Genomic DNA, 15,759 nt, shown 5'->3' on the forward strand with positions numbered 1-15,759 from the left:
AATCACATGACGGTGCAGCAGATGATCGAGGCGACACCCCTTGGGCCGATCCTCGACCGAACCGTCACCGACGTGCTCGGCGGGATGGGGCTGCCTCCGCTCCCCGTCCTACCGCCGCTTCCGCCGATGCCGGGACTGCCTCCGCTCCAGCCACCGAATCTCGACATGTTCATCAAGCCGATGACGGATCTGCTGGGCGGATTCGGCACCGGTGATCTCTCCGGCGGGGGGTTCGATCCGACGATCATCTTCGAGAGCCTCACCAAGGTGCTCGAGACGTCGATGACCATGGGACAGAGCGCGCTCAAGCTCGCCGATCAGTTGTGGACCGGCCAGGGTGCGGTGAGTGCCGGGGCCAAGACCGCCGAGGCAGGAGCCAACAGTACGGCTCTCGCCACGCAGAGTTCGGGAATCTCGCTGGACACCAAGACGGCCGCCGCGATCGTCGGCAAGGGGCTCGCCGTCGTGCAGGGGATCATCGCGGCAACGGTCGCGAAGATCATGGGCGCGGTGCCCCTCATCACGTCGCCGGCCATCGGCCTCGGACTCAGCTTGGCGGGCGGGTTCGCATCCATGGGGCTGTCGCAGGCGACCGCCGCGGTCGCCGTGACGCGGGCGGAGCTACTCGCCCCGACGACGGCGATGGCGGTGAACGGGGCGCCGGTCGCGGTCACCGGTGCACCCACCGCAGGCGCCGGACAGTCGCCCTTCACGCTCGCCAGCTCGATCCTCGATGTGGTGTCACCGGCCATGTCCACGGCGACCGAACTGCCGACCACCCTGATGCAACCGATCAGCAAGATGATGAACGTCGACCACGCGTCTCCCGCCGTCATCCCCGCTGCGCTGTCGCCGAAGTCGAAGGGCGCGGGTGGTGGCGGTGGTGGCGGTGGCGGCGGCGGTGGTGGCGGCGGAATCGGGGGCGTGGGCGGGATCGCGACCCCGCTCAGCGCTTCTCGTCCGACCGTCCCGACGAATTTCGCCCTCGGCGAGCCCTCCCTCGGTGGGCCGGGGAGCGCGCGGGCTATGACGACGCCTGCCGCGATGCCGATGGGTGGCGCTCCGATGGGTGGTGCCCCGATGGGCGCGGCCGGTGCCCGGGGCGCGGGCGCGTCGGACGATCAGCACGCCGTACCCGACTATCTCGTCACCGAGGACAACGGCCGTCGTGTGGTCGGTGATTCACCCGAGGTCGCTCCGGCGGTCATCGGACACGAAGAAGCCGCCGAAACCGATCCGAGCCCAGACATCGAACTGCGACTGGGTGTGCCCGGTCCACAACGAAACGAGGAAGTATGAGCAATTCGCAACTCCGCGTCGAACCCGCTGAACTGCTCTCGGCGGCAAGCGACCTCGACAGGATCGCGGATCGGCTGGAACTCGCGCTCACCACCACCGGCCGCGCGCTGCCGGTGGCGGCCCAGGGTCGCGACGAAGTGTCGACGGCCGCCGCCGCGAGTTTCACAACGGTCGCCGAGAAGTTCGAGAAGGACACTGCCGGCGGCGTTCTCGAGATGCGGAAGATCGCCGCCGTGCTGCGCGCACAGGCCGCCGGTTTCATCGAGGGCGACGCCGAGGCGTCGGACGCCTTCCGGGTAGCGCTGTAGGGGACCTCGCGAAAATCCTGCGCCCCGACGTCACTCAGCCCACGCATCGACAATCCACCAGCGCCGAAGGGAGGCACTCGTGATCGGCTTCACCGGAATCAATTGGGACGCACGTCCGACCGAACAGCTTGCCGCCGACCTCGGCGCCGGTCCAGGGCCCGCGCCACTGGCGGAGGCCGGTATGGCCTGGGCCTCCCTCGCCGCCGATGTCGGGCAAGCCGGAGTCGAATACGCGGCCGTGCTGGCGCGCCTGGGCGCGCACTGGCAGTCTGCGCACTCCAGCGCGGCCTTCGAGAAACTGACTCGGCTCGCACCGTGGTTCGCCGAGGTCGCGACCGAGGCGGCCGCCAACGCCGCTCGTGCCGAATCCCAGGCCGCGGCGATCACGGTCGCGCGCTTGAACATGCCCGACCTCGCCGAGGTCGACGTCGTCGAGAAGCTGCACGAGATCGCCACCACCGCCACCGCGGTCGCTCCGATCATCGCCGGCGCCGCCGCCCAGGCCGAGCGTGCGGTCGCGCACCAGCGGATGCGCGCCGCCCGAGTCATGCAGACGTACGAGAGCGCCACCGAATCGGTTGCCGCGCCCTGGGAATCATCGCGGTCCGCACCGGTCCTGGTGTCCGGCGATGCACTCGCGGCCGAGCGGGCGGCTTCGGCGCAGGCATCGGCACCCCCACCGCCGACGCCGGTGTCCGCCGCGCCCCCGGTTGCGGCGATGCCCGCGGCATTCGGGGGAGTGTTCGCACCCCCGCCCGAGAAACTGAAGTACGCACCGACCATCGTGGCGAGCGGTCAATCGCAGGTCGCCACCACGACGCCCGGCGGAGCGCCGGGAGCGTCTGCTCCCAACACGGGCCCCGGTGTGCCGCCCCCGGTCGCCCCGGGGGTCGGCTCGGCGGACCGCGGTTCGGTCGTCCGCACTGTCACTGCCGAGGCCACCGAGCTCGACCCATCCGACGCACCGTCCTCGGCGGCGAGCGAGGCCACGGACCAGACGACGACCTGGGCAGACCTGGCCACGTCGGATCGTCCGGCAGCACATTATGTCTCGTCACCGGACGGGCACGGGCAACCCGACGTCGATCCGCGTTACCTGTCGGAGACCCTGATGCTGGGCACCCCGGGTGAACGCCGATGATGCCGATCACCGACGACGCCGCGATGACGCTCGACGCCGCGGTCCTCCGCAGGCTCGGTGAACGCTTCGGGGTCCAGACCTGGCCGGTGGTCCTCGATCTCGGGAACGTCTCCGAGAATCCCTGCGCCAGCACCGAGACCGAATCCCGCGCCCTCGCCGATGGCGATGCCGACGTGACCATCACAGCGCTCGATCTCATCGAACACGGCGAGCCGACCGCGTGGGCCGCGACGGTGCTGCGGGTGCTGGCGCAACCCCGGCGCGAGATCGAGGTGCGTTCGTACTCCGACGGCTCCGTCCGGCGAATCTATCTGGCGCGCAACGGTCACGACCACGTGCTCGCCAAGCGGACGGACCGCCGGGTCGACGTCACGGTTGTCGACGTCGCCGACGTGGGAGCGCTCGCGGCTGTCGTCAGGGCGCAGTTCGACGCGTTCGGGGCGGAGGTGTCGTCGCCGGTCGACTTCACTGCGTTTTCGGCCCCGTCCGACGAAGTCGTCGACCGACTGGGGCGCTGCCGGACGGGCACCGATACGACAGACGCGCTGCATGCGCTGGGCGCGACCCCGGCTGATGCCGCCGTCGTGTCGGCTGCCCTCGCGTCCTGTCGGACGCGCACCGAGATCGTCGCCTCGATGAACGAGGACGGGCGATTCGCTCAATCTTCTGGGGCTGTGGCGGTTTTCGACACTGAACGGGGTCGAATCGTGTGCAGTCCCAGCAAGTCCCCGGACGGTCGGGTGTGGACCACCTTCTCGCCGGGAACGGGTCATCGAATCGCACAGGCGGTCAGCCTGTTGATAGAGACCCTGCCCGACGGGAAATGGATGCCATGATCCGCATCGGGGGATTCCGCGGAACAGATCGCCGCGGGAATCAACTGTCAGGGGTATCTGTGTCACGGATACCAACGGGGGCATCGCCAAACGGTGCCGTTACACAGGAGGAGCACTCATGCTGAACTTGCCCGGAGCAGGCGGCGGCGCCGGCGTCACCGTGAACGTCGCGGACGGACAGGCCACCGCAGCCAAGGTCGGCAGTCTCGTCGAGGACATGAAGGCCGTCATCAACGAGATCGCAAAGCACGCCGGCAACGCGACGCCGACGTGGCAGGGCTCGGCCGGTGTCGCGTTCGACGGCACGCACACCGACTGGAACAAGGCCGCGCTGACGATGAACCAGTTGCTGGAGCAGATCAAGACCCAGCTCACCAACGGCTTCGCCGGTTACGAGGACCAGGACGCGGCTGCGGCTCGCGGACTGAACACCAGCGTCTGACACCGGTCCGCATCCCGAACCTCACGTTCTGCGAAAGGAACCACCATGAACGGCTCGATCAACTACGACTTCGCCGCTCTCGGCGATCTCAGCGGCGGCCTGCGGGCTGCCTTCACCCGGCTCGAGGATCTCAACACGCAGCTCAAGGCGCAGGTTGCCGCCCTCGACGGGAACTGGAACTCGCAACAGGCCAAGGCCGCCTACGTCGACGCGCAGGGCGCTTTCGATCGGATCTTCACCCAGTCCCGTGACTCGCTGACCTCGTTGGAGCAGGGTGTGAGCAACGCCAGCCGTGTCATGCAGGACACCGACGCGGCGATCGGAACGGGTTTCCGCGGACTCGTGTGACTCGAGGTCTGCGCCCGCCGGTGGCGCTCTGACGGGGACTTCGCGGCATCGCGCCGTGGGGTCCCCGTCATCGTCGGCGGGCTGACGCGGTTGCGATGGGCGACGTCGGGCAGAATCCGGACCGACGTTTCGCTCGCGGTTCATCGGGATGAGGACGACGCACACCGACAGACACGCATTCGCGGATGCGCTTCGTTCCGAAGATCGTTCGGATAGCGTAGGCATTCGCTCCAGGCGAGTTCGTCATCGTCGCCACGACCGCGGGCGGGCCAGTGACCCTGTCCCGCCGGACCATGGGAGGACCCGATGAGTAGCCCGTTCAGGCGCGTCAAGTCGGTCGAGCAATCGATCACCGACACCGACGAACCCGACACCAAACTCCGGAAAGATCTCACCTCGTGGGATCTCACCGTCTTCGGCGTCGCCGTGGTCGTCGGTGCCGGAATTTTCACCCTCACTGCGCGAACCGCGGGCAACCTGGCCGGACCGTCGGTCTCGCTCGCGTTCGTACTCGCTGCGATCGCGTGCGCGCTCGCTGCACTCTGCTACGCCGAGTTCGCCTCGACCGTGCCCGTCGCCGGCAGTGCGTACACCTTCACGTTCGCCACATTCGGTGAGTTCATCGCGTGGATCATCGGCTGGGACCTGATCCTCGAGTTCGCCCTCGCCGCGTCGGTGGTCGCCAAGGGGTGGTCGCTCTACCTCGGCAACATCATCGGCACGTCGGCGTCGATACAGATCACCGACTCGGTCAGTTTCGACTGGGGTGCGGTCCTGCTGATCGCCGTCCTGACGGTGCTGCTGGCACTCGGCACCAAGCTGTCGTCTCGGGTGTCGCTGGTCATCACCGCGATCAAGGTGTTCGTCGTCCTCCTGGTGATCGTCGTCGGCGCCTTCTACATCTCGGCGAAGAACTACGATCCGTTCATCCCGCCCGCGGCTCCGCCCGCCGAAGGTGAGTCCGGTCTGCACCAGACGCTGTTCTCGGCGCTCACCGGTGCAGAGGGCAGCACCTTCGGGTGGTACGGCCTGCTCGCCGCTGCGTCGCTGGTGTTCTTCGCCTTCATCGGTTTCGACGTCGTGGCCACAACGGCGGAGGAGACCAAGAACCCGCAGAAGGCGATGCCGCGCGGGATCCTCGGGTCGCTGGCGATCGTGACCGTCCTCTACGTGGGCGTCAGCCTGGTCGTGTCGGGCATGGTGCCCTACCCGGAGCTTGCCGATCAGACAGATCCCGCGACCGGGGAGGTGTCCGGTTCGACCCTCACCACCGCCTTCGAATATCACGGCGTGACGTGGGCGGGCTGGGTCATCGACTTCGGCGCCCTCGCCGGTCTGACAACGGTCGTGATGGTGCTGATGCTCGGTCAGACCCGCGTCGGATTCGCCATGGCACGCGACGGATTGCTGCCGCGGTCGCTCGCCCACACGGGCAAGCGGGGAACACCGGTGCGGTTCACCATCCTGGTCGGTGTCGTCTCGGGTGTGTTGGCGGCCTTCTTCCCGATGGGGACCCTGGAAGAAATGGTCAACATCGGCACTCTCTTCGCGTTCGTGCTGGTCAGTGTCGGCGTCATCGTCCTGCGGCGTACGCGGCCCGATCTCCCGCGCGGTTTCCGTGTGCCGTGGGTTCCGTTCGTCCCGATCCTGTCGATCCTTGCGTGTCTGTGGCTGATGCTGAATCTCTCGGTCGAGACCTGGATTCGGTTCGTCGTGTGGATGGTGCTCGGTGTCGTCGTGTACTTCGCCTACGGCTACCGGAAGTCGGTCTTCGCCCGACGCGAACGAGGTGAGCAGATCGGCACCACGGATACCTCCGCCGGCGGGGTGACCGCCGACGGAGGTCCGCCACGCGACACCTGAGTTCCGGCGCCCTGCCCCTCGGAACCGCTCGGTCGTTCGGTTAGCCTGGATCGAACGCATACGCGCCTGGTCGACAGGCGCCCGACGCGAACGACAAGGGGATCAGATGACGACTGCTCAGGACGAGCTGAAGGCCGACAGCCGCAACGGAATCGACTACAAGGTGGCCGATCTGTCGCTGGCCGATTTCGGTCGCAAGGAGATCGAGCTCGCCGAGCACGAGATGCCCGGTCTCATGGAGCTGCGGCGTGAGAACGCAGATGTGTTGCCGCTCAAGGGAGCACGCATCTCCGGCTCGCTGCACATGACCGTGCAGACCGCAGTTCTCATCGAGACCCTCACCGCGCTCGGCGCCGAGGTCCGTTGGGCGTCGTGCAACATCTTCTCCACCCAGGACCACGCGGCCGCGGCCATCGTCGTCGGGCCTCACGGCACCCCGGACGAGCCGAAGGGCGTGCCGGTCTTCGCCTGGAAGGGCGAGACCCTGGAGGAGTACTGGTGGGCGGCCGAGCAGATGCTCACGTGGCCTGAGGCCGACAAGCCCGCCAACATGATCCTCGACGACGGTGGTGACGCGACGATGCTCGTGCTGCGCGGCGCCGAGTTCGAGAAGGCCGGCGTGGTCCCGCCCGCCGAGGACGACCATCCCGCCGAGTACAAGGTGTTCCTCGAACTGCTGCGCAATCGGTTCGAGTCCGACAAGGGCAAGTGGACCGCGATCGCCGAATCGGTCCAGGGCGTCACCGAGGAGACCACGACAGGTGTGCTGCGGCTGTATCAGTTCGCCGCCGCAGGCGACCTCGCCTTCCCCGCGATCAACGTCAATGACTCGGTCACCAAGTCGAAGTTCGACAACAAGTACGGGACCCGTCACTCGCTGATCGACGGCATCAACCGCGGCACCGACGTCCTCATCGGCGGCAAGAAGGTGCTGATCTGTGGGTACGGCGACGTGGGCAAGGGATGCGCCGAATCGCTCGCCGGTCAGGGAGCCCGTGTCCAGGTCACCGAGATCGACCCGATCAACGCCCTGCAGGCGCTCATGGACGGCTTCGACGTCGTCACCGTCGAGGACGCGATCGGCAACGCCGACATCGTCATCACCTCGACCGGCAACCTCGGCATCATCACCCTCGAGCACATGCGCGCCATGAAGCATCAGGCGATTCTGGGCAACATCGGCCACTTCGACAACGAGATCGACATGGCCGGCCTAGAGCGGTCGGGCGCCAAGCGCATCACCGTCAAGCCACAGGTCGATCAGTGGATCTTCGAGAACGGCAAGTCGATCATCGTCCTGTCCGAGGGACGCCTGCTTAACCTCGGCAACGCGACCGGCCACCCCTCGTTCGTGATGAGCAACAGCTTCTCCAACCAGGTGATCGCCCAGATCGAGTTGTGGACGAAGACCGACGAGTACGACAACGAGGTCTACCGCCTGCCCAAGCACCTCGATGAGAAGGTCGCGCGGATTCACGTCGAGGCTCTCGGCGGAACGCTCACCAAGCTCACCAAGGAGCAGGCCGAGTACATCAACGTCGACGTCGAAGGGCCTTACAAGCCCGAGCACTACCGCTACTGACCCATGCGCGACAGAAGGAGCCCCACCACGGTGGGGCTCCTTCTGTGTCGGAACTCGGGTGCCGGAAGTCAGGTGCCGATGTCGGGCTCGGCGTCGGGGCAGTAGATCCACGAACCCTGCTCCTTGAGGAACCGCTCGTTGGACTTCTCCGAAGCTGTTCTCTCCGTTCCCTTCTCGAGATGCGAGACAACCTCGGACTGAGCGACGTTGCCGTCGAAGACCGTGTCGAGGAAGCCGTCGAGAACGATGTTCCCGCCGTCGGAGGGCGGTGCGCCGGTGATCCGCTCCCGGGACTGGGTGCACACCGCGTCGCGCATTCGTCCGACGTCGCGGGCGTTGCGGGCGGTGATGTAGGCGAGTAGCGCGGCGCGGATCCCCGCCAGCGCCGTGTAGTCGGTCGACTCGGGCTCCGACCCGGTACCGCTCGGTGACGGACCGTCGGAGGTCGAGGTCGGCGCCGACGATGGGCTCGAGGTACCTGCGATCACCGGATCATCAGACGACGTCCTGGTCACGACGACGGTCAGTACCAGCGCGATCACCGCAACGACCGCAACGCCCCCGAGAACCCACGCGACGACCACCCCGGAGTTGCGTCGCGGCGGCGGAGGGCCGGGCGGGCCGCCGGAGCCAGGTGCCCCGGGGCCGTGCGGGCCGTACTGCCCGGGTGCGAACGGAGGGCGGCCGTACGGCGAATGGGGCGGCGGAATCGGCCCACGGCCGGGCGGGGGCCCGTACCCGCCGGGGCCCTGCGGACCCGGACCCCGCTGGCTCGGAACTTGCTGGCTCGGAACTTGCTGACCGGGCCCTTGCGGACCTTGGCCTCGCTGCGGCCCCGGCCCCTGTCGGCCGGGCCCTCGCGGACCGTACGGCGACGGCCCACCACCAGGCGGAGGTGGCTGATAGGTCATGAACTGCCTTCCGAAATCGTTGGTCCAAGGCTATCGAAAGGGCGCCGCGAGAACATCGATCGAGTCATTCGGTCGGTGCCGTTCCGCCGGTGCGGAGTTCGTCGGCCAGCCCCTGGATGTCCTCGCGGTCGTACCGGTACCAGGGCGACATCCAGGAGCCCTCGGCGAGATCGCGGTAGACGGCGTCGACACGGCGCTGCAGGGCGTCGTCGCGCTCGTAGGCGTCGCGCGCCCGGGTCGCGTCCCGTTCGGCGCGCGCCGCAGCACGCTGCATCGCGACCTCCGGTGAGACTCCGAGCAGCACATGCCGATCCGGGACGGGGAGGCCGAACCGTCCGAACTCCAGGTCGACGACCCACCGCACCATCTCCCCGGCGGCGCCCTGGTCGAGTCGCGCCGCGTTGTAGGCGGCGTTGGAAGCGACGTAGCGGTCCAGGATCACGATGTCATGGGTGTCGGTGGCGGCCTGGATCTCCTCGACCGCGCCGGCCCGGTCGAGGGCGAACAGCAGGGCCATCGCGTACACGCTGTCGCGCAGGTCGCCGTGCGATCCGTGGAGTGCTTCGGCGGCGATGTCGGCGGTCGCCGACCGGCCGTAACGCGGAAAGGTGAAGGTGGCGACCCGGAGTCCGGTCGCCGACCACCGATCGATCAGACCGGTGACCAAGGTGTTCTTACCGGCGCCGTCGAGTCCTTCCACGGCTATCAATTGACCCACGCCGGGGAGTCTAGGTGCGTGCGACCAATCGGGTCAGAACGACCGTCCCGGCGCGTCGATCACCACGGTTGCATCACGGTGGTGTCACCATTGAGGGCATGAAGCCCCGCATCCTTGTCGTGGACGACGACGCCGCGCTCGCCGAGATGCTGACGATCGTGCTGCGCGGCGAGGGATTCGAGCCCTTCGTGGTGGGCGACGGCACGCAGGCTCTGACCGCGGTCCGGGAGATCCGTCCCGATCTCGTGCTCCTCGACCTCATGCTGCCCGGCATGAACGGCATCGACGTGTGCCGTGTCCTCCGTGCCGATTCCGGTGTGCCGATCGTGATGCTCACCGCGAAGTCCGACACGGTCGACGTCGTGCTGGGTCTCGAGTCCGGTGCCGACGACTACATGGTCAAGCCGTTCAAGCCGAAGGAACTCGTCGCCCGGGTGCGCGCGCGTCTGCGTCGCACCGACGAGGAGCCCGCCGAGTTGCTGTCCATCGGGCCGGTGGAGATCGACGTGCCCGCGCACAAGGTCACCCGCGACGGTGTGCCGATTTCGCTGACCCCGCTGGAGTTCGACCTGCTCGTCGCCCTCGCGCGCAAGCCCCGCCAGGTGTTCACCCGCGACGTCCTCCTCGAACAGGTGTGGGGATACCGCCATCCGGCGGACACTAGACTCGTCAACGTGCATGTCCAGCGGTTACGCGCCAAGGTCGAAACCGACCCGGAGAATCCCGAGGTCGTCCTGACGGTGAGAGGGGTCGGCTACAAGGCCGGCCCGCCGTGATCGGTCGATCTCGACGACGGGTCAACAGCACTCTCGGACGCTTCACCCGCACCGCCGGCGCTGTCGGACGTGCCTTCGGGCACATCTGGCGGCGCTCGCTGCAGTTGCGGGTCGTGGTGTCCACGTTGGTGCTGTCGGTCGTCGTGCTCCTGATCCTCGGTTTCGTTCTCGTCACCCAGATCACCGACCGATTGCTCGACGTCAAGCTCGCGGCGGCGACCGAGGAGATCGACCGCGCTCGCATCTCGGTCGAACGTGATCTTTCCAGCGGTGCGGGGAACATGTCGGTGCAGAACCGCCTGCGGCAGACGCGGTCCCTGCTCACCGATCGCGACGCCGACACCGGTCAGGCGTCGGGGGCCGTCGGTGCCTTCGACACCGTGCTCCTGGTACCGGGCGGTTCGGACAACGGGGTCGCCAGCGGCGTCGGACCGACCGCCGAGGTGCCGTCGAACCTGCGTGACATGGTGCGTGGCGGGCAGGTGGCCTATCAGTACACGCAGGTCCCCGACGGGACGGGCGGGCGGGCGCCGGCGCTGATCGTGGGCAGCCCCACGAATGCTTCGGTGCCCGGCCTCGAGCTGTATCTCGTGTTCCCGCTGACCGCCGAACAGAACACGCTCGATCTGGTCCGCGGCACACTCTTGACCGGCAGTATCGTGCTGCTCGGTCTGCTGGCGGCGATCGCATGGCTGGTGTCGCGGCAGGTCGTCATCCCGGTGCGCTCGGCGTCGCGGATCGCTGTGCGGTTCGCCGACGGCCGGCTCAAGGAGCGAATGCCGGTCCGCGGTGAGGACGACATGGCCCGTCTCGCGATGTCGTTCAACGACATGGCCGAGAGCCTGTCCAAGCAGATCACCCACCTCGAGGAGTTCGGCGGGCTGCAGCGTCAGTTCACCTCCGACGTCAGTCACGAGCTCCGCACGCCGCTGACCACCGTGCGGATGGCCTCCGACGTGCTCTACGAGGGTCGCGAAGATCTCGATCCCGTCCGCAAGCGGTCGGTGGAGCTGCTCGACAAGGAACTCGACCGGTTCGAGACATTGCTCAACGAACTCCTGGAGATCTCGCGCCACGACGCCGGCATGGCCGAACTCGCCGCCGAGCGGATGGACATGGCGATTCCGATCGACGGTGCGCTGGCCACGGTCGGCCACCTCGCCGAGGAGACCGGCACCGAGCTCGTCCTCGACCTCCCTGCCGAACCCGTTCTGGCCGAGATCGACCCGCGTCGCGTCGAACGCATCCTGCGGAACCTGCTCGCCAACGCCATCGACCACGGCGAGCGGAAGCCGGTGACGCTCACCATGCGTTCGGACGGTGACGCGGTGGCGATCACCGTGCGTGACCAGGGCATCGGTCTGCGGCCGGGGGAGGAGAAGCTGGTGTTCAACCGGTTCTGGCGTTCCGACCCGTCGCGGTTCCGGCGTTCGGGCGGCACCGGACTCGGTCTGGCCATCAGCATCGAGGACGCCCGCCTGCATCAGGGCCGGCTCGAGGCGTGGGGCGAACCGGGCAAGGGTGCGTGCTTCCGGCTGACCCTGCCGCTCGTACGCGGTCACAAGGTCCTCGGGTCGCCGCTGCCGTTGAAGTCGGTGGGCACCTTGCAGCGCACCTCCGCGCCGAAGACAACCGGACGAGTGCCGGGCGGCCCGGGGGTGGGTGCCGAATGAACCGCTCACCCCGGTCGGCAGGCGGCGTACTCGCGTCCGCACTGATCGTCACGGCGCTGCTCGTGCTCACCGCGTGCGGGGCGATCCCCAACGACTCGTCGCCGCAGCCGATCAAATCGTTCGAGCGAGAGGGCGCGACCAACGCCGTCCCGGTGCCGCAGGCCGACATGGATCCCGAGGCGCTGGTGCGTGCTTTCCTCAAGTCCACGGTCGATCCCGATGCGGCTCATCGCGCGGCTCGGGCGTTCCTGACCCCGGTCGCCTCCCAGCAGTGGGACGACCGCGGCGACGCGCTGATCGTCGACGAGATCAACACCTTCGTCGACCAGCGCAACGAGGACTCGGTGCGGATGCGCCTGATCGGCGACAACGTCGGAACACTCAAGTCCGACGGCCAGCTCCTCCCGGCCTCGGGGCGGGTGGAGACCAGCATCAGTCTCACGCGCTCCGGCGACCAGTGGCGGATCGACGGGCCCCTGCCGAACGGCACGATGATCGACCGGGACCAGTTCGACAACACCTACCGGCCGGTGTCGCTGTACTTCAGCGACCGCACCGGCCGGCGACTGGTGCCCGACCCGCGCTGGCTCTACGCCGGACAGGCCACCGACCCGACCGTCCTGGTGAACCGGCTGATCGCCGGACCGGCGTCGGATCTGGCGGCAGCCGTGGACAGCGGAATCCCGAACGACGCCGCCTTGCGGGGCCCGGTCGTGGGACTCGCCGGCGGCGGGGTGCGGGTCGACCTCGACGGCATCGGGAGCGCGTCGGCGCGGGATCGCACCCTGCTCGCGGCGCAGATCATCTGGACGCTCGACGGTGCCGACATCTCCGGGCCGTATGTCATCGACGCCGACGGCGCCCCGCTGGCCGCCGAGCGCGCCTCCGGATGGCAGACCGCCGACGTGCGGGCCTTCGACCCGAATTCCGTGCCCACCACCGACGTCGGGCTCAACATCATCACCGGCGGGGCCCTGCGCGCGGTGACCGACACCGCGACCGTGCCCGTGCAGGGACCGCTGGGGTCCGCGCGTGACCTGCGGTCGGCGACCATCTCCGACAACGGGGCACGCGTCGCGGCGGTGCGGAACCTGTCCGGACCCGACCGCAGGCTCGAGTTGGTGATCGGGGACTACGGCGGCGACGTCGGACCGATCATCGGCGGCTCCTCGATCACCAGGCCGTCTTTCGGCGCCGACGAGAACACGGTCTGGGTCGTCGTCGACGGCAAGCCGATGCAGTGGCAACGCGACGACGACGGGACCCAGACGGTGCCCGTCGAGGCGTCGTCGATCCCGACGGTCGCGCGCGGCGCGATCACCGAGATGCAGGTGGCCCCCGACGGGGTGCGCGCCGCACTGGTGGTGGGCGGACAGATCGTCTTCGCCGTCCTGTCGACCAACACCGAGGGCCAGGTGTCGTTGACGAGCCCGCGGATCGCGGCCTACAACATCGGCAACCGCGCGGTCTCGGTGGACTGGGCGTCGCCGACGACGCTGATGATCGCGCGCGAGGCGCCCGAATCGCCGGTCGTGCAACTGTCGATCGACGGCACCCCGGCGGTGGGTCTGCTGAGCGGGAACGTGTCCCCGCCGGTGCGGGCCGTGGTCGCCAACACGTCGACGATCTATGTGGGCGACCAGCGCGGGGTGCTGCGGCTCGGCAGCAGCAACGGCCAGCCCGACCAGTACTGGACCGAGGTCGAGCCGGCGATGATCGAAGGCGCGCTCCCGGTCCTGCCCTGATCCGAATGAACCGCATAACCCCTGGTCCCTAGTCCGAAAGAAGCGACCCACCCTGCTCCCTGAGAGCGCCCGGAGCTTGCGGAGGGCGCGTCACGAATGGTCCGGCGGCCGAGGTTGCGAGACCCTTCGTGACGCTCGCAAGCTCGCTCCTCAGGGAGCGGAGTTCTTCGTGGTCCACGACGGCCGCCAGGCCGCAGTACTGAGGCGCGCGAACCTCTCCCGCGTCAGGCCGCCGCCAGCACGACGACCGCCGCGACGTCGATCCCGTTCTCCGACAGGACGCGCACCGACTCGGTCGCGGTGGCGCCGGTGGTCAGCACGTCGTCGACCAGAATGGCGGTTGCCCCGCGGTCCGGTTCGCCGCCGGTGCGCAGGCGCACGGCACCGCGGAGATTGCGGGCCCGGGCGCGGGCGTCGAGTCCGGCGGAGTCTCGTGCCATGGCCGACGTCATCAGCAGCGGTGCCACGCGGACGCCTCCGCCCAATGCGGGTGCCGCGTACGCCGCCACAGCTGTGACCGGGTCACCTCCGCGCCGGCGTGCGGTCAGCCGGCGAGTCGGCGCCGGGATCAGCAACAGCCGGTCGGCGTCGGGCAGCTCGCCCCAGCTCGCCAACGCTCGGACACCGCGCGCGAGTGCGGCGCCGAGCGGCCGCGCGAGATCGCGGCGGTCGTGTTCTTTGATCGCGATGATCGCCTGCCGATGCGGACCGCGGTATCGGCCCAGCGCCCAGACGGCGACGCCCGGGTCGACCCGTGGATGGGCTGCGATCGGGCTGTCGGACAACATGCGCTCGCACCGGCGGCACCATCGGGTCTCCGGACGTCCGCAGCCGCCGCAGAGCACGGGGAACACCAGATCGGCTCCCGCGTCGAAGACGTCCCGCCGCCATGTCACGGGCCGACGGTAGACCACCGGGCGGGGTGCGGCGGGTCCGCGGACAGGTGTGTGGACAACCGATGCACCGGATCGATCGGGACCTTGTGCCCCGATCGTCCCGACATGCCGACGCCGCGCCGCAAAACGTGGCCGAGACCGGAACTTGCGGCTACGGTCGGGGGTACAGCAGGTTGCCGGTGGCCGTCGAGTCGCCGGCCACGACCGCTTTTGCCGGGAGGTGATGCCCCTGACGTTGAGTGTCAGCTGTCAGCTGACATGGACACATCCTCGGTGCCGTTCGAATCATCAGTGCGACAACAGATCACGATGATCCAACCGGCGTCGGGACAATTCAGGAGGTAGTTGAATGTCCACAGTCATCCACCGCAAAGGCCAGCGCGAACCGAAAACCGCCGACCCTAGGCAGACCGTGGAGGAGGGCCTCGCGCCCGACCGCCGGCCGGCCGAGAACGATTCCTACGATCCAGAGTTCGCCTTCGTCCGCCCACCGGGAACGGTGGAGTCCGATGATCCCGCCGAACCAACAGCCACGGTCGTGTTCAGCGGCCGCAACGTCGAGATCCCCGACCACTACCGCATCTACGTCGGCGACAAACTCGCTCGCCTCGAGCGATTCGATCCGACCATCTACCGATTCGACGTCGAGCTGAACCACGAGCGCAACCGGAGACAGTCCAAGGTCTGTCAGCAGGTGGAGATCACCGCGACCGGCAAGGGGCCGATCGTACGGGCACAGGCCTGCGGCGAGAACTTCTATGCCGCGCTCGAGCACGCGCTGGACAAGGCGGAATCGCGGTTACGCCGCGTCAAGGATCGCCGTCGCGTCCACCACGGCAATCGTCGCCCTCTGTCGGTCGCCGAGGCCACCGAGATCGGCGCGCCACCTCTGCGCGACAACCAGCTCTCGGTCGACGGTTTCGTCGGTGATCCGGGATCGAACTCCGCCGACACCACCGATCAGTGGGATGACGGCGTGGAGGACTACACGCCCGGTCAGATCGTCCGCGTGAAGGAGCACACCGCCGTGCCGATGACGGTCGACGACGCGCTCTACGAGATGGAACTGGTCGGTCACGACTTCTTCCTGTTCCACGACAAGGAGTCCGACAAGGCCTCCGTCGTGTATCGGAGGCACGCCTTCGACTACGGGCTCATCAGGTTGACCTGACCCCCGAGCGGGCCCCGATCGGAGGCCGCTGGGTCGACATCTGAGGGTCG

At 68.3% G+C, this 15,759-nt stretch carries 15 protein-coding genes; 12 read left to right on the forward strand and 3 right to left on the reverse strand.

The genetic code is table 11. From position 1 onward, the window contains the following. Positions 1 to 6 precede the first annotated feature (6 nt). The 8 genes from ACFW3F_RS15150 to ahcY all read left to right on the forward strand — a co-directional run bounded on the left by ACFW3F_RS15150 (position 7) and on the right by ahcY (position 7,819). The gene (locus ACFW3F_RS15150; RefSeq protein ID WP_388058670.1) at positions 7 to 1,299 is read left to right on the forward strand and encodes a hypothetical protein; all 1,293 of its coding nucleotides are present in this window, start codon (positions 7 to 9) and stop codon (positions 1,297 to 1,299) included. Continuing rightward, positions 1,296 to 1,607, forward strand: coding sequence for a PE family protein (locus tag ACFW3F_RS15155; RefSeq protein ID WP_388058672.1), 312 nt, complete (start codon positions 1,296 to 1,298; stop codon positions 1,605 to 1,607). The genes ACFW3F_RS15150 and ACFW3F_RS15155 overlap by 4 nt, the downstream gene beginning before the upstream one ends. Positions 1,608 to 1,686: 79 nt before the next feature. Continuing rightward, complete coding sequence (locus ACFW3F_RS15160) at positions 1,687 to 2,748, forward strand: PPE domain-containing protein (protein WP_388058674.1); 1,062 nt, start codon at positions 1,687 to 1,689, stop codon at positions 2,746 to 2,748. After that, a complete protein-coding gene (locus ACFW3F_RS15165) occupies positions 2,745 to 3,584 on the forward strand; it encodes an ESX secretion-associated protein EspG (protein ID WP_388058676.1) in 840 nt (279 codons plus the stop codon). Before ACFW3F_RS15160 ends, ACFW3F_RS15165 begins: the two co-directional genes overlap by 4 nt. Before the next feature lie 118 nt (positions 3,585 to 3,702). Continuing rightward, on the forward strand, positions 3,703 to 4,026 hold the full coding sequence (locus ACFW3F_RS15170) for a WXG100 family type VII secretion target (RefSeq protein ID WP_388058678.1): 324 nt from the start codon (positions 3,703 to 3,705) through the stop codon (positions 4,024 to 4,026). 45 nt (positions 4,027 to 4,071) lie between these two features. Beyond that, entirely contained in the window at positions 4,072 to 4,374 is a 303-nt protein-coding gene (locus tag ACFW3F_RS15175) for a WXG100 family type VII secretion target (RefSeq protein ID WP_086534460.1), read from the forward strand. A 306-nt stretch (positions 4,375 to 4,680) separates the two neighbouring features. Further along, positions 4,681 to 6,237 carry an amino acid permease gene (locus ACFW3F_RS15180; protein WP_388058680.1) on the forward strand — a complete coding sequence of 519 codons (1,557 nt, stop codon included), beginning with the start codon at positions 4,681 to 4,683 and terminating at the stop codon, positions 6,235 to 6,237. Between the two features lie 106 nt (positions 6,238 to 6,343). Further along, complete coding sequence (ahcY, locus tag ACFW3F_RS15185) at positions 6,344 to 7,819, forward strand: adenosylhomocysteinase (RefSeq protein ID WP_388058682.1); 1,476 nt, start codon at positions 6,344 to 6,346, stop codon at positions 7,817 to 7,819. Between the two features lie 68 nt (positions 7,820 to 7,887). On the opposite strand, the gene ACFW3F_RS15190 is transcribed toward ahcY, so the two are convergent. After that, complete coding sequence (locus ACFW3F_RS15190) at positions 7,888 to 8,361, reverse strand: hypothetical protein (protein ID WP_388058683.1); 474 nt, start codon at positions 8,359 to 8,361, stop codon at positions 7,888 to 7,890. 433 nt (positions 8,362 to 8,794) lie between these two features. Further along, positions 8,795 to 9,448 carry a dTMP kinase gene (locus tag ACFW3F_RS15195; RefSeq protein ID WP_388058685.1) on the reverse strand — a complete coding sequence of 218 codons (654 nt, stop codon included), beginning with the start codon at positions 9,446 to 9,448 and terminating at the stop codon, positions 8,795 to 8,797. Between the two features lie 98 nt (positions 9,449 to 9,546). Here ACFW3F_RS15195 and mtrA point away from each other — a divergent pair, with 98 nt between their 5' ends. From mtrA to lpqB, 3 genes are read left to right on the forward strand one after another with little or no spacing between them, the layout of a single operon-like run. Continuing rightward, a complete protein-coding gene (mtrA, locus tag ACFW3F_RS15200) occupies positions 9,547 to 10,224 on the forward strand; it encodes an MtrAB system response regulator MtrA (RefSeq protein ID WP_004023513.1) in 678 nt (225 codons plus the stop codon). Further along, positions 10,221 to 11,897, forward strand: a complete 1,677-nt coding sequence (gene mtrB, locus ACFW3F_RS15205; RefSeq protein ID WP_388058687.1) for an MtrAB system histidine kinase MtrB — start codon at positions 10,221 to 10,223, stop codon at positions 11,895 to 11,897. The genes mtrA and mtrB overlap by 4 nt, the downstream gene beginning before the upstream one ends. Beyond that, positions 11,894 to 13,642, forward strand: a complete 1,749-nt coding sequence (gene lpqB, locus ACFW3F_RS15210) for an MtrAB system accessory lipoprotein LpqB (RefSeq protein ID WP_388058689.1) — start codon at positions 11,894 to 11,896, stop codon at positions 13,640 to 13,642. Before mtrB ends, lpqB begins: the two co-directional genes overlap by 4 nt. Before the next feature lie 224 nt (positions 13,643 to 13,866). On the opposite strand, the gene ACFW3F_RS15215 is transcribed toward lpqB, so the two are convergent. Further along, positions 13,867 to 14,538 carry a ComF family protein gene (locus ACFW3F_RS15215; protein WP_388058691.1) on the reverse strand — a complete coding sequence of 224 codons (672 nt, stop codon included), beginning with the start codon at positions 14,536 to 14,538 and terminating at the stop codon, positions 13,867 to 13,869. A 349-nt stretch (positions 14,539 to 14,887) separates the two neighbouring features. On the opposite strand from ACFW3F_RS15215, the gene hpf reads away from it, so the two are divergent. Beyond that, positions 14,888 to 15,709, forward strand: coding sequence for a ribosome hibernation-promoting factor, HPF/YfiA family (gene hpf / locus ACFW3F_RS15220; RefSeq protein ID WP_388058693.1), 822 nt, complete (start codon positions 14,888 to 14,890; stop codon positions 15,707 to 15,709). The last annotated feature ends 50 nt before the right edge of the window (positions 15,710 to 15,759 follow it).

Origin of the sequence: Gordonia sp. NPDC058843 (assembly GCF_042743165.1) — a bacterium.
In the GTDB taxonomy this organism is placed as follows: Bacteria; Actinomycetota; Actinomycetes; order Mycobacteriales; family Mycobacteriaceae; genus Gordonia.